Raw genomic sequence first — 20,444 nt, forward strand, 5'->3', positions numbered from 1 at the left:
GTCAGAATAGCTTCTTTAGCTTAATTGGATCCTGCTTTATCACTTCCTAAAGTCCAAAGGAATATAGACCCTTCCCAAAACAAGGATATCTCCAACTTCATTACCAGTACAATTTTTGTTTTATCCAAGGGATTGAAAGACAAGAATCTTTGGAAGTAAGATGGATTGTTTACGTTTTCGAAAAGGTAGGAGATTCCCATTTAAAGCGATCTGAGTTTTCTCACATCACAAATCACTGGAGAAAACCTATGTAGGGTGGTTCCATCATCCGAATCAGTATAAACGCATCAAAAAAGAACTTGTCAATGAAGTCAGTAGATAAGAAAAACATGATCGATCCCCGAAATGGGATCGATCATGTTCATTATTTTTGAAACATAAACAATGTCGTAAAAGTTAAAGCTTGTTTTAACTCATTTGAAAGCGAGTCTGTAAAGGACGACTTTACTCCTTTTTTATAGACCCAATCTTCATCAACCTTCCTCCAGCCTTTTTCACCAGCCAGTTTTTCCAGTTCCCAAGGCATCATTGTATTGCAGATGACGTCTTCTCCAAGAAGGCGCGGATAAGCATTTTCCCTGGGGTGAGCTGTCGGTCCTAAAAGACCAATACAAATAAACCCATCAGGAGTCACAATTCGTTCGATTTCATTCAGGGTATGAAGAGGATCTTCCGTCCACTCGACTGAATTAATCGCCATCACGGCTTGAAATTGTTCATCTTGAAAAGGGAGGGATCGCAAGTCTCCTTGAACAAAAGATAAAGAGTCCCTTTCTTGTTTTTTTGCTATTTCGACCATTTTTTCAGAGAAATCCATCCCCGTGACCACATAGCCTTTGTCGAAAAGCAGAAATGAACCATATCCATCGCCGCATCCTAAGTCTGCTACAGCCTTCCCACGTTCAATATGTTTAGTGAAAAAGGGAATGATGGCTTTCCTGCTTCCACTTGTCCACATTTCTACACTTTTGGAATGCCATTGATCGGCATTGTCTTCCCAACGTGCTCTGGCACTGGTATGCCATTCTGAATTCCTCATATGTACACCTCGATTTTTTTCAATAATATCTATATTCTCAACCAGTGAACCATAATCCTTCTTTTCAGGCATAATCTCTGTAAAAAATATAAACACCATAATATTATTATGTAAACTTAAAATCTGTGTTGATTATGATTTTTAGTTTTTATGTCCATACTATTCTTATAATCAGAACAAGAAAGGTGATGTTGTATGGAAGAGATTGCTAAAGTTCAACGGAACTACCATGGAGACATTATCAGTTTCCAAACTTCTTCCGGCCGTATAATCTCCTATCGAAAAGCTGTTTTGGAAGCTTCTGAGGGATTACTTCAAGGAGTGACCTTGAATGAGAATGAATGGGGAGAAACAGAATTATCAAGTATGTCCGTTGATGACGGAAGCTTCAATGACTATCCTGCCATTTTTTGATCGGGAACTTTTCCTGACTTGCGCACTGAGAATAACACAGTACTTAAATACAACAAAAAGGACTTTCATGCTTACTGCATGAAGTCCTTTTTTCTTTGTTCCAGTTGTCATGATTATTATTCACTACGATTTTGAATGGTTCGAAGTTCTTCTACCCGGTTCTTCTCTTCATCGAAGAATTGGACGAGATCTCCAATACGATCAATGGAATCCCAGCTTAGGTGGTGTTCGATTCCTTCCACGTCTTCATAAATATGCTCTTCTTTCACTCCAATTACACGAAGGAATTGTTCTAAAAGTTCATGTCTATATACTAAACGCTTCCCTACTTTGTTTCCTTTTGGAGTCAGAACCAGCCCGCGATATTTCTCGTAAATGAGATAATCGTCCTTATCTAACTTCTGCACCATTTTGGTAACTGAGGAGGGGTGAACAGATAAAGCTTCTGCTATATCTGATACTCTGGCATAACCTTTGTTCTCAATTAACATATAAATCTGTTCTATATAATCTTCCATACTTGGTGTAGGCATTCTGTACCCTCCAAATTTCCATAAATATCATTAAAAGTTTACTATAACTACAGAATGAATACAACCCAAGCACTTTAAATTACTCTTCTGTCAACCGTTGATTCAGGATCCTGGATACCAACCCGTATTTCGGTGATAACATCCATACGATGAAGAAAACAAGTCCGGCGGCCACTGCCATTGCACCGGAAATGGACACATCGAACATCTTTGCCCCGTAATATCCGATGATGCTATCAAAGACTCCAATGACCCCGCTTAAAAGAAGCATCACTTTATATCGGTCAGTAAGTAAATAGGCTGTAGCACCAGGGGCAATGAGCATCGCTACCACGAGAATCGCACCTACGCTATCAAATGCCGATACAGTCGTAACGGATACCAGACCCATTAAAATATAATGAACCGCAAGTACCGGGATACCGATCGCCGCTGCCATACTTGGATCAAAAGAAGTTAATTTAAACTCTTTGAACAGAAGGAAAATGATGAGAACGTCCAATATCAATACAGATCCCAGCATCACAACTGATTTAGGAATGTCCCCAAGTATCGGCAACGACAAGGTATTCCAAGGGACGAATGCAATTTCACCCATTAAGGCATGCTCTACATCCAAATGAACATTCTTAGCAAATAATGAAATGAGGATGACCCCTACAGCAAACAGGGAAGTGAACACTACACCTATTGCAGCATCTTCCTGTATCCCGCTGGAATTCAATAACTGAACCATAAAGGTCGTTAACAATCCAGCCACTGCTGCACCGATCAACATATAAAATCCATTCATACTTTGGCTGACAATGAATGCCATAACCAATCCGAGGAGCACGGTATGACTGATTGCATCTGCTAACATCGACATCTTTCTCAGGATTAAGAAACATCCTACGATGCCACATGATAAACCGACTAAACTACCAGTCAGAAGAATCCATAATTCATAACTCATATCCTTGCCCCCCTCTTCTGCTTGACATTTTTACGTTTAAGAAAGGATATTGCATATAAATATCGGACATTTTCATTTTCAGCTTTGTGAGCTGTTCATTTGATAACGCCTCTTTTTCTTCCTTTTCAATCCACTGAATATCAAGTGACCCCAACTCACTTGGGTACATTTCTTTCAGTTCCATGATTTCATCAACAAAGCTGAATTGCTCGGCTTTCATTAGCCCTGATTTTGTAATCGTCAATATTCCATCCTCTTGATGCAGGTAACCTTTTTTCATTAGATGCTTCAATACCCGGTTAAATTTTAATTTAGTAATATTGCTTTTTTGAAATAAATGATCTACACGTATCGTTTGTTTACCTGATTCATACATCTTTTTCAGTATAAAGCGCATAGCCAGTCGATTATCATTTTTCAATCTTTTCAATATAACCGAGATTAATCCGCGCTTCGGAGAGAACAGCAAGGAAATGATAAATATAACTGTAGCCGTCAATACAATGAAGGGGCCGGTCGATAACCCTTTACCAAGGGTACTGATCAGCGTTCCGACTGCCCCTGATAAGCCTCCCACAATTCCAGAAATAAAGACCATTGTCCGCAATGAATCCGTCCAGTATCTTGCTGATATGGCAGGAGTGATCAGCATAGCCGCCATCAGGATGACACCTACTGCTTGAATACCGATGACAACCGTAATAACTAATAAGGAAACAAAGAGAAAATTCAAAAATCCTACAGGAAGTCCGATTCCCCTCGCAAATTGAGGATCAAAGGTACTCACCTTAAATTCTTTGAATAATAGTGACGTAATAACAATTAAAGCCGCTGCCGTTAAGCCCATGAGTTGAACATCTCTCCCCACCAGGGAAGCTGCTTGCCCAAAGATGAAATCATCCAAGCCGCTTTGGTTACCAGTAGGCATTTGAGCAACTTTTGTTAAAAGGACGATGCCTAATCCAAAGAATACAGACAATACTAAGCAAATAGCCGTGTCTTCCTTGATTCTCGTTGTGTTGGTAATGATTTGTATCGTGTAAGCAGCAAGTAGACCCGTGGCGGCAGCACCAATCAATAGTACAAAGAAATTTTTCTCCCCCATGAACATAAATGCAAAACAGATTCCCGGCAATGCTGCATGGGCGACCGCATCCCCTATTAAGCTTTGTTTCCTTAGTAAAGCAAAGCTGCCTAAAACTCCGCTCGCAATTCCCAGTAATAAGGTACTCAGTAATACCCATTGTGTATTTCCGTCCGTTAAAATCGATTGCCATAAATGATTCATCATATTCACCTCTTTCTATGGATGAATTAACATTTGATCCTTTTCCAGGAAAGATAGTTTCCCTCCATAGGTTAGTTGTAAATTCTCTACGCTAAACACATCTTTCGTTGGACCATAGGCTATCGTTTTTCTATTCAGTAACAGCGTCCAATCAAAATACTCTGTAACAGTTTGCAAATCATGATGAACAACCAAAACGGTCTTGCCTTGTTCCTTTAATTCATTCAATAAGGAAATGATCGCTTTTTCCGTTGCTGCGTCCACACCAACAAATGGTTCATCCATGAAATAGACTTCCGCTTCCTGAGCCAGTGCCCTGGCAAGGAAAACCCTTTGCTGCTGTCCTCCTGATAGCTGACTTATTTGTCTTGATGCAAATTGAGTCATTCCTACTTTATCGAGACACTCCATTGCAAATTGAACATCTTTTTTTGATGGTCTCTTAAACCATCCTAAATGACCATATCTCCCCATTAATACGACATCCAATGCATTTGTGGGGAAATCCCAATCTACAGATCCACGCTGAGGGACGTACCCAACTAATTTGCTTTTAGGGGAATAGGCTTTTTCAAAGATTTTGATATCACCGGACGAGCGGGGAATCAACCCGAGAATGGCTTTAATTAATGTAGATTTTCCTGCACCATTTGGGCCGACAATTCCGATTAACTTACCCTTTGGAACAGAAAACTCTACGTCCATCAAAACCGGTTTTCTATGATACGCAACGGTTAACCCCTTAATATCCACTGAATTCATGGTATCGCCTCCTAAGACTTACTTTAATCCCTCTACAATCGTATCAACGTTATGCTTATACATACCGATGTACGTTCCTTCTTCTGTTCCTTCTTTCCCCATAGCATCTGAAAATAATTCCCCGCCTTTTTCGACTTCATGGCCTTTATCTTGTGCCCCTGCTATAACAGCGTTAATTGATTTTTCAGAGATACTTGATTCAACAAACACAGCTTTGATGTTTCTGTCTACCAATGTATTTACAAGAGACTGCACGTCTGCTAATCCATATTCAGCATCTGTACTCAGACCTTGTAATCCCATAACTTGAAGATCGTATTTTGCTCCGAAGTAATTAAATGCATCATGAGCTGTTACAAGAACTCTTTGTTCTTCTGGAATATTTGACATTTCTTCCGTAGCATATGCTTTCAGTTCATCTAATTCCGCAAAGTACTTTTCAGTATTTCGAATGTAGTCTTCTTTGTTTTCAGGATCTTTCTCGATCAATCCGTCCTTCACTTGCTCCAATGCAATTTTCCATAAATCAATATCGAACCACACATGTGGGTCTGTTGCCGTATTATCTGCCTGATCTTTACGCAACTTATCTTTAGGTATACTATCGGCGATTGCATAAGTCGGTTTTTCCTTGTTCATTTTTTCGAAGATCTCAAGCATTTTCCCTTCTAAATGGAGACCGCTATAGAAAATAATATCTGCTTCCTGGAGTTTACTAATATCCGACTGTTTAGCTTTGTAAAGATGAGGATCCACACCAGGTCCCATTAAACTTTGAACCTCTACATGCTCTCCTCCAATATTTTTAACCGCATCCCCTATTTGCCCTATTGTTGTCGTAACGACTATTTTATCGTTTTCAGTTCCAGTGGTAGTTGCTCCACAGCCTGACAGGATAAGTCCTGCCGCTAAAATAATAATCATCCCTACAAGAGCCATTAATCTTATTTTCATGTTTGATCTCCTCTCCAACCCATATGTTTTTGATATCTACTACATCTACCTTATTCATGAAACTTATATATGTTCACTTTTTTTTACACAAGTAATTTCTTTTTTATAAGACTACAAAAGTTTCCTTAGTGCAATAAAAGTTTCCTTAGTGCAAATTTTATTTCCTTACTCAATAATTGTCAATACATATTAATCAAATTGTTTAAACATTTCCGCAAAAAAGGAGGGAATGTTGACTCGAAAAACGTCATATTGTATAGTAAAGACATCATTGAAGTGTACGATTTTTATGCTTATTTCCAACGTATGAGAGTCAATCATTTCGTGAATAATATTTTTCAGAGGCACAAACGTGCTTGAACGATTTAGGAGGATTCGAAAATGCAAAATGGTAAAGTAAAATGGTTCAACAATGAAAAAGGATTTGGATTCATTGAAGTTGAAGGTGGAGACGATGTATTCGTTCACTTCTCAGCGATTCAAGGTGAAGGATTCAAATCATTAGAAGAAGGTCAAGAAGTTTCTTTCGACGTTGTTGAAGGAAATCGTGGACCTCAAGCTGCAAACGTAGTTAAATTATAATAGTTCGAACAATATAGCATACCAAAGGGCAGCACTTCTTAGGTTCTCCTAAGAAGTGCTGCCCTTTATTTTTCAATTCAATTTTCGTCCGTAATTTCGAATTTGTTCTCCTATGGTGCATTTTTCTATACAAAAGCGGTGAGCATAGGTTTTACCATACTCTTTGCGAAAGTGCGCTTTAAGTAAGCAGGCGTTACAGTAGGTGTCTATGAGCTCATCCACTTTATCCACCACTTCTTTTCGATTCATGTGATCACTCCTAAGCTTGTTCGAGGACTTACGGTGTATTGTTATTTATAGAGTATATAATAGGGAACGAAATTATTCTATTCGTTTGTTACTGTGGACTTTTGTCCCCTGTAAGGCTTGATTGGCCAGCTTATCCGCTTCTTTATTATCTTTTCTATTCAGCACAGCCCAATTGATTTTCAATCGAAGCTTTTTGATGAGGGCTTCAATACGATCGATCCACCGACTCAAGCCCTCTTCATAACAAGGCCATTCCCCTTCCAACTGTTTTATTACCACCTGGGAATCTCCATTAATCGTACAAGGCACATTTTTCACGCCGATTTCATCAAGCAATCCAAGGGCAATATGTAAAGCTGCGTATTCTGCTTCATTATTATTTTCAATTTCCTCGAGAAGTTCATTTTTTCTGATTCTAAATGATTCTCCACCTTTATCGTAATAGATGACAATCCCTGCACCGGCAATGAGCGATTCCTTATCAAACCCTCCGTCGAAATATACAACGATGTTTTCTGGTTCCTTGTCTAATTCCTGATTCAGTTTGATAAATTCCTTTCTTGACCACGAATTCCCCATTTCATCTATGATTTCAAGATCATGGACTCTTCCGGTTTTCATCAGATCATCGATATGAATCATTGTTTCTTTTCTTGGGAAGTAGTTGGATTCAAACCATATACTCGACGCTGTTTTGCTTGCATATTTAAATTTTAGTTTCATTTCCATAATCATTCGCTCCTTTTTCTTCATACGATTGTTCATTTTTACTTTTATTTGTATAATGAGGACTATTGTTTCATTTACATGTTCAATAGGAGGTCTTTGTATGTTTAATATATGGTTTGGATTAGTCTTCGTTCTCATTACATTCTCTTTACTTCTGATTATGTATCGAATGTTTGGACGAACTGGACTGTTTGTATGGATAGGGCTATCCACGATTCTTGCTAACTTGCAGGTCGTTAAAACGATTGAAATTTTCGGGTTGACTGCTACTTTAGGGAATGCCATGTACGGAACAGCTTTTTTAGTAACGGACATCCTTAACGAAAAATATGGAAAAAAAGAAGCCCAGAAAGCGGTGTGGCTTGGGTTCTTCACTTTAATCATTATGACTATTATTATGCAGCTCGTGTTAGTATTTCAACCACATCCTGAAGATTTCGCCCAAGAATCTCTGGCAACAATCTTTGGGATCATTCCAAGAATTGCTCTTGGAAGCTTAGTCGCTTACCTCGTGAGTCAATTAACAGACGTGTATATCTTCACGTATTTAAAGAGGAAATTCCCTTCAGATTCACAGTTTTGGATTCGTAATAACGGAAGTACGATGGTGAGTCAGTTTTTGGATACTCTTGTATTCACAAGCATTGCTTTCCTGGGAGAATATCCGAAGGATGTTTGGTTCGAAATATTCATTACTACCTATCTCCTCAAATGGGTCATATCCATTATTGATACCCCATTTGGTTATGTGGCAAAACGATTCCCTAAAGATGTGGGTTAGTTGGTTGGAGCCTGGGGAACTGGTTTACCCCAGGCTCTTTTATTGGAGGAGTGGATTAAGGATTCGTTCTCCCTACCTTCTATTTTGTCTGCTACTATAATATTATTCTAAAGATGTACTTTGAGGTGAACACATATGATCGAAGTGAATATTGATGGAGCAAGTGCTGGTAACCCCGGGCCAAGTGGTGCCGGTATTTTTATTAAAAACAACGGAAAAGTGGAAAAACACGCCATTCCTTTAGGGATCATGGATAATCATGAAGCTGAATTCATTGCATGCAGGAAAGCTCTGGAGATCTGCTTAGAAAAACAAGCTGATACCGTGTGGTTGAAGAGTGATTCTCAAGCGGTCGTTCATGCGATTGAGAAAGAGTTTGTAAGGAATATTCAATATAAACAGTTGCTCGATGATATATTGGACTTGACCAAGCAAATAGACCTTTTCTTCGTTAAGTGGATACCCAGTAAGGAAAATAAAGCTGCAGATGAGCTGGCCCGAAAAGCTATTCATCTGAACTAAAGGAGGATTCGTTTGGCTAAGATCGCTGATATTGCCTTGGTCGGTGTTGCTTTCATATGGGGAGCTACCTTCGTGGTTGTACAATCGGCCATTGAATTCCTTCCCCCTTTCATGTTTAATGGGATCCGTTTTCTAATGGCCGCTATCCCTTTAGTCATGGTCCTGTTTATCAAAAGCACTCCGATTGTTAAGAGATCCGTTTTGCACGGCATTTTTTTAGGGATATTTTTATTTATCGGGTATGCCTTTCAAACACTCGGCCTGTTATTTACAACTCCGTCAAAAGCAGGGTTTGTTACAGGATTAAGCGTGGTGATGGTCCCTTTATTTTCATTTGTTTTCTTTAAACGCTCTCCTGCTAAAGGAGCCATAATGGGGTCCAGCCTAGCTGCAATAGGACTATACCTCCTTATGTCAGGTCATTCTCAGGCGTTCAATATAGGAGATGCCCTCGTATTCATTTGTGCCTTTGGGTTTGCTCTACATATTATTTACACTGACGTTTTCACAAAAAACACATCCCTGCTCCTATTAACATCGGTGCAGTTATGTACAGTTGGAATCCTTTCAATGGGGTGTTCACTTATTTTTGAAAATCCACATGCTGTGCTGATGGATGGAGGATTGGGTAATAAGGAAGTAATGACCGCATTACTGATCACTTCTCTATTGGCTACCTTATTGGCATTCATCACACAGACCTACGCTCAAAGATACACAACTCCATCAAGGGTGGCGATCATTTTTACGTTGGAACCCGTATTTGCAGCCATCTGTTCCTATTTGTGGATCGGAGAACGATTGGGGTCTATGGCCATTGCAGGAAGCGGATTAATCGTTATTGGGATGCTCTTATCTGAAGTACCTATTCTTGCATGGATTTTGAAAAAAATGAACAGAAATCATTCTGTTGAAGTAAAATAGGAGGCCGATTGGTGGCTCTCCTGTTTTTTTGCGTGAACATAGGAAAGACCACCAAAAAGGAAACAACCCTTTTTGCTGGTCCCGTGTCTTATGCCAAGCCCTGTTTCTCCATCCACCTTAGTGCTTCATTTCTGGATGCGATTTGCTGGGAATGAAGTCTTTCTAATATGGACATGTAAAAACTGCTATCGAATTGTTTTTGAGCTTTTAATGTGATTTCAATGGCGCTATTGACCAGTTCATCCGGGGCACCTGTGTATTTTTTGCCAAAATAGATGAAGCCAATTGCGTCTTCTTGAAATTTGAAACCTTTGTTTTCAAGATCTATGAGAAATTCTTCTGTTGTCTTTTTCACGTTTCTCCTCACCTTATCGCCACTTTGTCTTCTCTTATCTTACAGAAAATTTTTTATTTTGCCTATCCTTTTTCGAAAACAGGAAGGCCATGCAGCCCATAAATGAACCGAGCAATGCTCCTCCGACTACTTCCTGAGGTTGATGTCCCAGCATTTCTTTCAGTCGTTTTGGCTTTTTCTCTTCGAATTCTACCGCTTCTTTATCATGAGCTTTGCGAACGAGCTCATCTAGACTATTCACTTTAAGGGTCAGTTCGCCTGTTTGTCTTCGAATTCCTTGTGCATCGTACATGACGATTAGACCAAAGATAAATGAAAGAGCAAAGTCAATCGTTCTGATCCCCCTCTTTAAAGCAATAAATGTTGTTAACGAAGCAACCCCTGCACTATGAGAACTTGGCATTCCCCCTGTTTGGAAAAACAGCTCAGGTTTCCATTCCTTCTTTTTTAAAAAGTGCAGTGGTATCTTCAGACCCTGTGCGAGAGCTATACTAATAAGTGCCGTTACAATCCCTTTATTCACCCTTACACCTCCCTGTCTTTAGTTTGTCCTAAAATTCAATGCACATAGGATATTTATTATGAACATAGCCAAAATAATAATGATTACAGAAAAGGAGGGGTTTCGGTATGACAAAAGGAAATAACAAAAACAAAGGTAAAAATGCCAAAAGCGTAAATCCACAAGGAATATCCCAAGATGCAGAATTTGCCATGGAGCCGAAGAGCCAATTGGAAAATGCCGCTAAGAAATCGAATACAAAGTAAGCATTTCCACATAAAAAAGTGTCAGGGGCCAAAAGGATCCCTGACACTCCTATAGTCGACTAGCTTGTGGCAACCATCACATTAGAACCTACTAAATATCTTCTAAGCACCTTCAACTCTAATTCATCCACAAAGGAAAGCGTTTCATGAGCTACGTTATTCCAACGAGCTTCCTCTACCGAAACCGATAGTGGCACACCGCAGTGAATCTCGGCTAACTTTCTTGAAACATGAAGCATGTCCAGGTCGGCTTCTATCTTTTTCCGTTGAGATGGGGTTAACTCGTGCAGGTTATCGAGAATGCCTGAGATATCCTTATATTGTTGAATCAGCTTTAATGCCGTTTTCTCTCCGATCCCTTTTACCCCAGGATACCCATCACTTGTATCACCCATTAATGCTTTCACATCAATAAACTGCTGAGGAGTAATTCCTCTCTCTTCCACAAAAATCTCTTTCGTATAGGTTTGATAGTTACCAAAGCCTTTTTTCAGGAGCATAATGTCAATATTATCGTCCAAAAGCTGCAGGAGATCCTGGTCACCGCTCAGAACGGATACTTTGCGATCGGTTTGATGAATTTTCGCAAGAGTCCCAATACAATCATCTGCTTCGTAACCAACTACACCCACATTCGAAAGATTGAAGCCTGATGCCACCTCTTTTGCAAGATCAAATTGAGGAATCAGTTCAACAGGTGGGGCATTTCGATTCGATTTATAGTCATTGAATACTTCATTTCGGAATGTCTGACTCCCCATATCCCAGCATACTATGATATGCGTCGGCTTTACATGATCCGCCGCCATTAGTAAATGCTTCATAAACCCCTGAACTCCATTAGTGGGAAGACCTTTTGAGTTCATCATGAATTGACCCGTTACGGCTGTTGCAAAAAAAGATCGAAATAATAGTGCCATACCATCTATAAGTAATAAATGCTCATTCTTTTTATTCAATTCATACACTCCTCATCGCTCATTCTCGTTTTCGTTCACTTTATAAAGTATAACATATACGAATAAATAGCTAATTGGAAAAGTGATGAACCTTTTCCAATTAGCTATTTACCTTTATTCCTTCTCTACCTTGTGATTTTCATAGGACACCCAATCACTGTAGCTTCCAACATAAAGCTTCACATGATTGAATCCTGCTTCCTTAAGAGCAAGGAAATTAGGAGTCGCTGTTACACCGGAACCGCAATAAACAATCACTGACTCATCTTTATTAAGATGAGCGAAACGATCATTCTGCTGTTCTCCTTGAATAAAATATCCATCATTCACTCCCTCGGTCCATGGAAGATTGGTGGCTCCTGGAATATGACCCGGTATGCGGTCTATCGGTTCTTCTTGTCCTAAGTATCTTTCTCTGCTGCGGGAATCGATTAAAGGAGTGTCTCTATCCCCATCTGCAATACTCCTCACCTCATCCAGAGAAGCCACAATCGACTCATTAAAGCTTGGACGATAGCTTTTTGAAGGGTACACAGGTACGGTCGATTCTGTTTTCCATCCAGCCTTTTTCCAAGCTGCAAATCCACCATTTAATATATATACCTTCTCATGTCCGATGTAATGGAACAACCACCAGCATCGACCAGCGAAGGCACCTTCCTTTTCATCATAAATGACAACCGTTGTATCATTATCAATACCGACATCCTCAACCTTGCGCAAAAAGTTCTTCATGTTCGGAAGAGGATGGCGCCCCCCATGCTTTTTCACATATCCTGATAAATCCTTTTCCAAATCGAAAAATACGGCTCCTGGAATATGGCTCTCTTTGTACCGCTCCCGCCCTTCTGCCGGGTTTCCCAGAGAAAAGCGACAATCAATGATTCTTAGATTCTCATCATGAATATGCCCTCTTAGCCAATCCGTATCGATAATTGTCTTCATGAAATTATCCCCCTCTTCTTCATTAATGTCAGTACTTCCTCCTTAGGTTCCCAGCAAGAAAATTGATAAGTGGTTTTGGTTTCATAGCCCAGTCGGGAACAGAAATAGGAGGTCTTCTGATTAGCCTTGACTCCCCGAATGTGAATACATGTAGCACAGCAATGATAAGGATTCGCCATGACCCTCCTCCTTCTTTTCTTTAAGTTTGAATCTGTACAAGTTGCTCCAAATCATACTTTAGCTTGTTCAGATCCTGAACTGTCTCTAATGCAACTATATTTGAATTGATCTGCTCCATCACCTGAATCAACATTTCTTCTTTAAGCGTTTCAAACTCTCTATTTAAATACGAAGCACCCCAATCTTCCAGCCGTTCATGCTCCTGTTCTAAATAGCTATCTGCAGGCTCTTGAAGTAATGCTTCCAATTTTTCCTGAACAATCTTTTTTCCGCCTTGTTCAAAGAAATGCTTTGGATTCTTAAATGAAGAAAAGGCTTCTTCGAATACTCGCAGCTCTGTTTGTTTAAATGCGTTCTCAAATTCAATGGTGCTTTCGTTTTTGTAGTCCTGAGGAGATAATATCAGTTCTTTCTCCACCTGTTGAATCATTTCTTCAAGCACCAACCACTTCTCACTCAGTAGTTTCTGAATGAACTGCTGAATGCGAAGAGAAGTGGCTCTCATTTCCTGTGCCAGATCAAAACCGACACTTGCAAGAAATTCCTTTAATCCTTCCTTTATTGCTTGGGATTGGTTAGAGTATTGCAGGAATAATCCTGAATGGAAGGCTTCTTTATAAAAATCGGATACCCGGAAAAATACCCTTTGCTTTACGTAATAGACAAGTTCCTTCGATTCTTGCTGCATTTCGACTCTAAGTGGGTGGACGGATTTGGTATCGATAAGCGAGCGAACCTCAACCTTTGCTTCGTTCAGCTCCTGTTTGCGTACTTCCTTATACGCTTTATCACTTGAAGCCGTATGAATAAATTGGTTAAATCGTTGCAGGCCTCTATCCCACTCACCGAGAGCGGACTCAATACTCATGCTTACTAATTCATTCTGTATAAATGTTTTGAATTCCTTCTTAAATAGATCCATTCCTGACTTATCAGAATCTGATTCTCTAAGAGCTTGGAGAGAAGATACCCCAAATATCCTCGGAAAACGGATTCCATATTGAATCAGCTGCGTCTTCACATAGTCGATCACTTCATTTTTTTCTTCCCCGTCGCTTGCAAGATCGATGGCATTGACGACAAAGAACATTTTATCTAATTCAAACGTGTCCTTCACCCGGCCCAATTGAATGAGGAATTCACGGTCTGCCTTGGCAAATGCGTGGTTGTAATAGGTCACAAATAGTATCGCATCGGCATTTTTGATATATTCAAATGCTACGCCCGTATGACGTGCGTTAATTGAATCTGCTCCTGGTGTATCGACGAGTGTGATTCCCTGCCTTGTAATATCACAATCGTAATAGAGATCGATGGACTCAACAAAACAAGCTTGAGCTTCATCCGCTACAAATCCTCTATACGCTTCAAGATTGGCCTTTTTTGTCATTCCAAGACTTTCTTTAAAGGCAGGATAACCCTTATAAAAAGCCTGCAGGAATGAAAGGTGTACATTCTCCTTACCGCTACCTTCACTCGTTAAAGCAGGGACAACTTCCATAGCTTCATCTAGTGTTGAAACACTGCGATTGAAATAGGATAGAGAATGAACAATGTCTTGAAATAGCTGGTCGTACGTCTTGATTTGAACATGAGCGGTCTCATGCTCACCGACTTCTGATACGGGATTGATTCGATTGATGGATGCCGTGGTCGGATTCGGACTCACCGGTAGTATTTTCTTCCCTAATAGTGCATTGGCAAATGATGATTTCCCCGCACTAAAAGCACCGAATAATGCGATGGTAAAGGATTGATTGGACAGTCGCTCTTTCTTTCCATCTAATAAATCTGCCGTCTTTTTGAACCCTTTGTATCTCCTGAATACACTGGTCATCTTTTCTAAACGTTCGATAACCTCTTCAATAGAAGCTTGTTGTTCTTGTCGTGGCTTCGGCAAAATTTCTTCCCTTGTTCGTATTGTTTTCTCTTTCTGTGCGAGCTCCATGTCAGGAGCAATAATATAATCTTCCGCTATTGCTTTCCATTTCACTATCCATTGTTGGATAATAGCATCAGCCTGACTTTGATCAACCTCTACACTCATTAAATTTCCGAGTTGAGTGATCTTCTCTTCATGTAATGTGTTCCATTGATAGATGAATGCTGTTTTCTTTTGGAGTTCATTAAGATCTTCCTCTAAAGCTGATTTCTCTTCTGCAGAGGAGCTTTCCATTTCATTCAAAGTGTCTTCAATCAAATCATTTGTATAGGCCCTGGCTTTCCTCTTTAATTCCTCTGAAAGATCATCACAGTATTGGAGAACATAATCACTCGTTATTCCTGCACCAGGTTTGATCATATCGGTGAGGAATTGTTCATCCACTTCAAGAGATAATTGATCCCACTTCATGCGTTGGTCTGATGAGGGACTGTATTCTTTCACCATGGTTTTTCCCAGTGTCTTCAGATGCCACTCTAATTGTGATTCAATCCCGGTATTTATATCTTCTTTAAACTTCTGGATTCTGTCCGCTTTTTCGTCTTCTGTTTTTTGTTTTGAAAATAAAAATCCTACTTTAAAGTCTGATTGTCTGCTTTCCAGAAAATCTTTCGCTAATTCTCTCGTTTCAAACGGCATTAAATACGCATTTTTAAGGATTTCCCTTCTTTCTTCCTCAAAATGCTCCTTTATCACTTTTACGTCCCCTCTGGCTAAAGTCTCAATCAACCTTCTTTCAGTCTGAAGAAGGGAGTCTTTGTCATTCCATTCTTCAGGTGTCAGGATGTTTCTTCCTTTTTCCTCGATTTTCCCAAGCTCTTCCTCATACCACTTATCATGCTCAGACCGCAATTGGGAGATGGACGATTCTGCTGAAGCTTCTATCAGTTCACTTTTCTTCTTCACCTGTTCTTCAATCAATGACTCTAATTTTTCAAGATCATTATGAGGATGATTTGGAGCTTTTAAACTTGTAAAGAACATTCCATTGGGTACAACACCCCAAGAAGCAAACGAATTCTCTACACTTTCTTTAAAGTCGCTGAATGCCAATTCTTCTTCCTGGTGCTTATCAATCTGATTTACAATGAGATACAGCTTGACTCCATGCCGGATCATTTCCTTTGTGAACTCGAAGTTCACCTGAGATTGAACATGGTTATAATCCATCACATAAAAGACGGCGTCAGCTAGATGGATGGCCGATTCCGTTGACAGTCTGTGGGCATCATCCGTACTGTCTACACCCGGGGTATCTAAAATCGATACACCCTCCGGCATCTCACTTTGGCTACGACCTATTTCTACAGAGTATACTTCCTCTCCGTTTTTGCAGAAGTCCTTAATGGTGGAGAACTCATACGGTGCCTGAAAGTATAGGTTCTGGGAATGATGATAATGAATTTTTGCGAAATCAGTTGGTGCATGGTGCACCTTTACTAAATTTGCACTGGTAGGGATTGGACTCGTCGGGAGGATTTCTTCTCCCATTAAGTGATTGATCATCGTTGACTTTCCTGCAGAGAAATGGCCGCAAAAGGCTAAAATCAATTCATGGTTGTATAATTTTTCAGCTAATCTTTCTACCTTTGCAGCCCGCTCGTCGTCTCCGGATTGAAGGAACCGATTGCAGTAGGCTGTAAGTTGTTGCAATGTATTATGTATTTGTGTACTTTTATGCTTTATCTGACTCATTGTACTAATTCCTTTCTGTTTTCAGAAAAATGGTAACGGTTTTATTTTATCGTATTTATCTCAATTTCTCTATGAAATCCTATCAAGCAAAGGAAATAATGATAACCGTATCAGTATATGCAGGTGGTTCATTAAGTGAATAAACAAAAAAGCCCTCTTCCGGAGAAGAAGGCTATGTATCTATCGAGTTGTTTCGGTTGCTATCAGGTTTGAATGAACAAAAGTTTTAGAGTTTTTCTGGTATGAAGATATTTTCTTTTCTTGAGCTGAATCCTTCATCACATTTGATAAAACATACTTCATCATGAAGCCATATATTATTACAGTAAATACGATCAGAAACCATACCATATTTGTCCACACCCTTTTGTTAAAGTATAAATGAGAATAATTTTCATCTTCAATTAGAATCTTATCAAAAACGATAATCATTTTCAATAAGAAAATTATTTTTCTTTTTTGATTATGGGAATCCAGCCTTTTGTATGAAGATGAATCCTTTCGTAATCGGTTTCAATTCGGAGGGCATTTTCCTCCAATGGGATACGGATAGAGAGAATGAATTGATTCAATAGTGCAAAGATAAAAAGTGTCCAATAAGCATTAAAGAGCAATGGTACAATTAAGAATTCCAGTGTAACGATAAAATAATTAGGATGTTTCAAATATTTATAAGGACCTCTCGCGACTACTGCAGCGTTAGGAAGCACGATGATCTTCGTATTCCAATACTTACCGAGGGAAGAAATCACCCATACTCTTCCAATCTGAGTTAGGATAAAACCAGTCAACAGGAGAGGCCAATAGGCATTAACACCAGTATGAAAGATCCCTCCTTCTATTAATAAGGAAACAAAAAACGCTATATGGATAGCGACCATCATTTTATAATGGGACTGTCCATATTCTTTAGCTCCCTGTTGCTTCATCCACTTTTCATTTGACTTGGCAATGAATAGCTCCACAAATCTTTGAATCATCAGTACGAAAAAAAACAGAATGAAATAGAGCATCATTCCCACCTCATCAAAAGCAGCTCTGAACTAAACCCCGGTCCTAAAGCGGTACCCAAGCCTATATCTCCACGCTCACAGCGTTTATTCATAAATTCCTTCATAACATACAAAATGGTAACAGATGACATATTCCCATATTCCTTCAACACCTTCATAGATTCAGATGTCATACTTTCATCCATCCCTAAAGCTTCCTGGTAGGCTTCAATTACTTTCCTGCCGCCGGGATGAGCTACGAAATGTTTAATGTCTTCAAGCCTAATATCATTATCGTTGATGAATCCCTCCACATTCGGCCGAAGCCAGTTCTTTACAAGTGTTGGGATATCCTTTGAAAACACCACATACAGACCATTATTCTTTACTTCCCACCCCATCACATCAAGAGAATCCCGGAGCAGTGTCGACTGTGTAGCAAATATGGTTGGCAGAGGATGTGAAATGTCTTGGAGCACTGAACTATCGTCACCACATATAACGGCACATGCCACCCCATCCGCAAATAAAGAGGTACCAATCAGATTGCTCTTTGACCGATCTCCATGCTGAAAGGTGAGAGAACAAAGTTCAATGGAAAGGACGAGAACATTCGCTTTAGGAAAAGCTAAACAGTACTCATAGGCACGTGCCAATCCACTCGCTCCACCTGCACACCCCAATCCCCAAATTGGTATTCGTTTTACATGAGATGAGAATGGTAGATGATTTATAATTCTCGCTTCAAGACTAGGTGTCACTATCCCAGAGGTTGATATCGTAATGATCGCATCAATATCTTCTAATGTAAGTTGATGTTGGGATAAGCTCTTCTTAACAACTTTGCTGCCTAATTTAACTGCATGATGAATGAATTCATCATTCTTTTCTTGAAAGGTATGCTCCTCGGAGAACCAATCGATACCTTTTACGAAATAACGGCTGTCTATTTCACCATTTTCGAACACGGAGAGAAGACGACCGATATCTTTAAAATTTTTGGAAAACAACTGTTTCGCAAATTCCGCCGCTTCTTTTTGCGTAATTTTCACAGGGGGAATCTCGGTTTCGACTGAGAGAATTTTGGGCATAAACAAATCACTCCTTACACTTCCATGTAAGGGTAGCTTTTCCATTCATTCACAAATCATGTATTGGATTCTTCTTATCTTACCAACGGAGCGTTTCAACTCCTCCAAAAAGTTCATTATTATGAAAATAATACTAAATAACACATCTTTAGTACCAGGTATTATGGTATGATTACAGTGACAAAATATCGGAGGATACGACATGATTTTAACGAGAAGTGTAATAGATATTTTAAATAGTTCAATTGAAGCCATTAAAGGGGTGATTCCCCTATACATTGACGTTTTACAGCCCTCGTTATTGACTGAGCCCTTTAGTCAGCATAAAATCGGTGTACTCATTGGAATTACCGGAGATGTAGGGGGCCGAATGATTATAGATGGCGAAGAAGAGAGCTTTCAATCCCTGGGGGCTTCAATGTTCGGTATGCCATTAGAAGGAGAAATGCTTGAATCTTTTGCAGGTGAATTAGGAAATATGATTGCAGGCAACCTCGCCACTCTATTAGTCCAAGCCGGCCATACCCTGGACATCATTCCCCCTACCGTCATTGTTGGTCAATCAAAAATGTATGGGGTCGAAAAAGCCCTAAAGCTGCCCATAGTCATTGAGAATGTGGGACATTTCTTAGTGATTCTAATGATTGAATAATTGCCCTGGAATAGATAAAAGGCTAACCCCCATTAAATTGGTTAGCCTTTTAGTGTTTAGAAACCTTGAATCGTCATTCCGCCATCTACAAAAATGGTTTGACCGGTAACATAATTCGAAGCATCCGAGGATAGGAATACAGCCGGGCCCACAAGTTCTTCCAGTTCACCGATTCTTTTTAAAGGTGTTACGGCCAAAAGATCGTTTACATATTCTTGATTTTGCAATAATTCTGCCGTTAATGGTGTTTTAAAATACCAAGGCCCGATACTGTTCACGTTGATATTGTATTTTCCCCATTCCATGGCTAAGACCTTTGTCATTTGAATCATGGCCGCTTTCGTTGAAGCGTACACAACGCCCGTACGCAAGGCAACATGACCAGCAACAGAAGCTATGTTAATGATTTTCCCCTGATTCTTCTCCTTCATGTGTTTACCTGCTTCCTGACTCATCATAAAAGCAGATTTTAAATTTGTGTCCATGATGGTTTGCCACTCTTGATCCGTAACCTCAAGAGCAGTAGAACGGATATTCATTCCTGCGTTATTAATCAAAATATCAATGGAACGTTTTTGACCTTCTATGTAATCAATCGCTTTTCGAATTTCATCCCTTGATGTTACATCTGTCGGGATGATATACGCCCTTCTACCCAGCTTTTCTATTTCACTTGCCGTATCTTCTAAATCACTACGCGTTCTAGATAGCAGGACCATCCGCACCTGCTTCTGCTATGCCAATACTGAGAGCTCGTCCAATTCCACGGCCTGCACCGGTGACGACAGCCAATTTATCGTTTAATGAAAATGAAGGTAAATACATCCTCACACCACCTTACCCATTATTTGAATCTTCTATATATTAACACAGTCCCTTTGCCGATAAAACTTTAACCGTTTTTCTTATTACCTTGTCCATTTTGAACATGAATATTGATTTTCCCCTCGACATCGATGTGACATTGAGGACAAACCGTTTTCTCAGAATAAATCTGGCAGCACTGTTTACAATAAAATTTTTCCATCGGATAGCCTCCCATAAATTGCTCACTCATACACTCTATGCACATTCTTGACACATGTGAACCAGTTGAAAGGCCTATCCCTTCCTGACTTCACATTAATTTCACA

General features: G+C 39.7%; 23 protein-coding genes and 1 pseudogene. 7 read left to right on the top strand and 17 right to left on the bottom strand.

The window, feature by feature from the left end; genetic code table 11:
* Nucleotides 1-364: 364 nt before the first annotated feature.
* Nucleotides 365-1,039 carry a class I SAM-dependent methyltransferase gene (locus ACYH0O_RS15165; protein ID WP_149156863.1) on the bottom strand — a complete coding sequence of 225 codons (675 nt, stop codon included), beginning with the start codon at nt 1,037-1,039 and terminating at the stop codon, nt 365-367.
* A 195-nt stretch (nt 1,040-1,234) separates the two neighbouring features.
* On the opposite strand from ACYH0O_RS15165, the gene ACYH0O_RS15170 reads away from it, so the two are divergent.
* Nucleotides 1,235-1,453: a DUF3892 domain-containing protein gene (locus ACYH0O_RS15170; protein WP_149156864.1), complete on the top strand. Its 219-nt coding sequence runs from the start codon at nt 1,235-1,237 to the stop codon at nt 1,451-1,453.
* A gap of 116 nt (nt 1,454-1,569) precedes the next feature.
* Here the strand turns inward: ACYH0O_RS15170 and mntR are convergent, their stop codons facing one another.
* The 5 genes from mntR to ACYH0O_RS15195 form a co-directional block, all read right to left on the bottom strand.
* Nucleotides 1,570-1,986, bottom strand: coding sequence for a transcriptional regulator MntR (gene mntR, locus ACYH0O_RS15175; RefSeq protein WP_482629393.1), 417 nt, complete (start codon nt 1,984-1,986; stop codon nt 1,570-1,572).
* Nucleotides 1,987-2,065: 79 nt separating this feature from the next.
* Nucleotides 2,066-2,941 (bottom strand): metal ABC transporter permease, encoded by an 876-nt coding sequence (locus tag ACYH0O_RS15180; protein ID WP_149156866.1) that lies wholly within the window; start codon nt 2,939-2,941, stop codon nt 2,066-2,068.
* Nucleotides 2,931-4,232 carry a metal ABC transporter permease gene (locus ACYH0O_RS15185; protein WP_482629394.1) on the bottom strand — a complete coding sequence of 434 codons (1,302 nt, stop codon included), beginning with the start codon at nt 4,230-4,232 and terminating at the stop codon, nt 2,931-2,933. Before ACYH0O_RS15185 ends, ACYH0O_RS15180 begins: the two co-directional genes overlap by 11 nt.
* 12 nt (nt 4,233-4,244) lie before the next feature.
* Nucleotides 4,245-4,991: a metal ABC transporter ATP-binding protein gene (locus ACYH0O_RS15190; protein ID WP_149156868.1), complete on the bottom strand. Its 747-nt coding sequence runs from the start codon at nt 4,989-4,991 to the stop codon at nt 4,245-4,247.
* 18 nt (nt 4,992-5,009) lie between these two features.
* Complete coding sequence (locus ACYH0O_RS15195; protein WP_482629395.1) at nt 5,010-5,945, bottom strand: metal ABC transporter solute-binding protein, Zn/Mn family; 936 nt, start codon at nt 5,943-5,945, stop codon at nt 5,010-5,012.
* Between the two features lie 381 nt (nt 5,946-6,326).
* Here ACYH0O_RS15195 and cspD point away from each other — a divergent pair, with 381 nt between their 5' ends.
* Nucleotides 6,327-6,527, top strand: coding sequence for a cold-shock protein CspD (gene cspD / locus ACYH0O_RS15200; RefSeq protein WP_034758543.1), 201 nt, complete (start codon nt 6,327-6,329; stop codon nt 6,525-6,527).
* Nucleotides 6,528-6,599: 72 nt separating this feature from the next.
* Here the strand turns inward: cspD and ACYH0O_RS15205 are convergent, their stop codons facing one another.
* Together ACYH0O_RS15205 and ACYH0O_RS15210 are read right to left on the bottom strand one after the other, a co-directional pair.
* Nucleotides 6,600-6,776 carry a zinc-finger domain-containing protein gene (locus ACYH0O_RS15205; RefSeq protein WP_482629396.1) on the bottom strand — a complete coding sequence of 59 codons (177 nt, stop codon included), beginning with the start codon at nt 6,774-6,776 and terminating at the stop codon, nt 6,600-6,602.
* A gap of 72 nt (nt 6,777-6,848) precedes the next feature.
* Complete coding sequence (locus ACYH0O_RS15210) at nt 6,849-7,505, bottom strand: reverse transcriptase-like protein (RefSeq protein ID WP_482629397.1); 657 nt, start codon at nt 7,503-7,505, stop codon at nt 6,849-6,851.
* 100 nt (nt 7,506-7,605) lie between these two features.
* Here ACYH0O_RS15210 and ACYH0O_RS15215 point away from each other — a divergent pair, with 100 nt between their 5' ends.
* From ACYH0O_RS15215 to ACYH0O_RS15225, 3 genes are all read left to right on the top strand, one after another.
* Nucleotides 7,606-8,286, top strand: a complete 681-nt coding sequence (locus ACYH0O_RS15215) for a queuosine precursor transporter (RefSeq protein ID WP_482629398.1) — start codon at nt 7,606-7,608, stop codon at nt 8,284-8,286.
* A 135-nt stretch (nt 8,287-8,421) separates the two neighbouring features.
* Entirely contained in the window at nt 8,422-8,808 is a 387-nt protein-coding gene (locus ACYH0O_RS15220; RefSeq protein WP_482629399.1) for a reverse transcriptase-like protein, read from the top strand.
* 12 nt (nt 8,809-8,820) lie between these two features.
* Nucleotides 8,821-9,732, top strand: coding sequence for a DMT family transporter (locus ACYH0O_RS15225; protein WP_482629400.1), 912 nt, complete (start codon nt 8,821-8,823; stop codon nt 9,730-9,732).
* 88 nt (nt 9,733-9,820) lie between these two features.
* Here ACYH0O_RS15225 and ACYH0O_RS15230 read toward each other — a convergent pair whose 3' ends face one another.
* Both ACYH0O_RS15230 and ACYH0O_RS15235 read right to left on the bottom strand, forming a co-directional pair.
* A complete protein-coding gene (locus tag ACYH0O_RS15230) occupies nt 9,821-10,087 on the bottom strand; it encodes a DUF6123 family protein (RefSeq protein WP_482629401.1) in 267 nt (88 codons plus the stop codon).
* A gap of 34 nt (nt 10,088-10,121) precedes the next feature.
* Entirely contained in the window at nt 10,122-10,610 is a 489-nt protein-coding gene (locus ACYH0O_RS15235) for a divergent PAP2 family protein (RefSeq protein ID WP_482629402.1), read from the bottom strand.
* A 107-nt stretch (nt 10,611-10,717) separates the two neighbouring features.
* Here ACYH0O_RS15235 and sspL point away from each other — a divergent pair, with 107 nt between their 5' ends.
* Nucleotides 10,718-10,855 carry a small, acid-soluble spore protein L gene (sspL, locus tag ACYH0O_RS15240; protein ID WP_427596752.1) on the top strand — a complete coding sequence of 46 codons (138 nt, stop codon included), beginning with the start codon at nt 10,718-10,720 and terminating at the stop codon, nt 10,853-10,855.
* A 59-nt stretch (nt 10,856-10,914) separates the two neighbouring features.
* Here sspL and ACYH0O_RS15245 read toward each other — a convergent pair whose 3' ends face one another.
* The 5 genes from ACYH0O_RS15245 to ACYH0O_RS15265 all read right to left on the bottom strand — a co-directional run bounded on the left by ACYH0O_RS15245 (nt 10,915) and on the right by ACYH0O_RS15265 (nt 18,659).
* Nucleotides 10,915-11,814 (bottom strand): 5'-3' exonuclease, encoded by a 900-nt coding sequence (locus tag ACYH0O_RS15245; protein WP_482629403.1) that lies wholly within the window; start codon nt 11,812-11,814, stop codon nt 10,915-10,917.
* Nucleotides 11,815-11,928: 114 nt separating this feature from the next.
* Nucleotides 11,929-12,759: a sulfurtransferase gene (locus tag ACYH0O_RS15250; protein WP_482629404.1), complete on the bottom strand. Its 831-nt coding sequence runs from the start codon at nt 12,757-12,759 to the stop codon at nt 11,929-11,931.
* Between the two features lie 199 nt (nt 12,760-12,958).
* Nucleotides 12,959-16,576 (bottom strand): dynamin family protein, encoded by a 3,618-nt coding sequence (locus ACYH0O_RS15255; RefSeq protein ID WP_482629405.1) that lies wholly within the window; start codon nt 16,574-16,576, stop codon nt 12,959-12,961.
* Between the two features lie 446 nt (nt 16,577-17,022).
* Nucleotides 17,023-17,592 (bottom strand): isoprenylcysteine carboxyl methyltransferase family protein, encoded by a 570-nt coding sequence (locus ACYH0O_RS15260; RefSeq protein ID WP_482629406.1) that lies wholly within the window; start codon nt 17,590-17,592, stop codon nt 17,023-17,025.
* Nucleotides 17,589-18,659: a type III polyketide synthase gene (locus ACYH0O_RS15265; RefSeq protein ID WP_482629407.1), complete on the bottom strand. Its 1,071-nt coding sequence runs from the start codon at nt 18,657-18,659 to the stop codon at nt 17,589-17,591. The genes ACYH0O_RS15260 and ACYH0O_RS15265 overlap by 4 nt, the downstream gene beginning before the upstream one ends.
* Nucleotides 18,660-18,861: 202 nt before the next feature.
* Here ACYH0O_RS15265 and ACYH0O_RS15270 point away from each other — a divergent pair, with 202 nt between their 5' ends.
* Nucleotides 18,862-19,311, top strand: a complete 450-nt coding sequence (locus tag ACYH0O_RS15270; protein WP_482629408.1) for a chemotaxis protein CheX — start codon at nt 18,862-18,864, stop codon at nt 19,309-19,311.
* A 56-nt stretch (nt 19,312-19,367) separates the two neighbouring features.
* Here ACYH0O_RS15270 and ACYH0O_RS15275 read toward each other — a convergent pair.
* Nucleotides 19,368-20,136, bottom strand: a pseudogene (locus ACYH0O_RS15275) (SDR family NAD(P)-dependent oxidoreductase).
* Between the two features lie 67 nt (nt 20,137-20,203).
* Complete coding sequence (locus tag ACYH0O_RS15280) at nt 20,204-20,338, bottom strand: hypothetical protein (RefSeq protein WP_482629409.1); 135 nt, start codon at nt 20,336-20,338, stop codon at nt 20,204-20,206.
* Nucleotides 20,339-20,444 lie beyond the last annotated feature (106 nt).

This window comes from Rossellomorea sp. H136, from assembly GCF_056838065.1.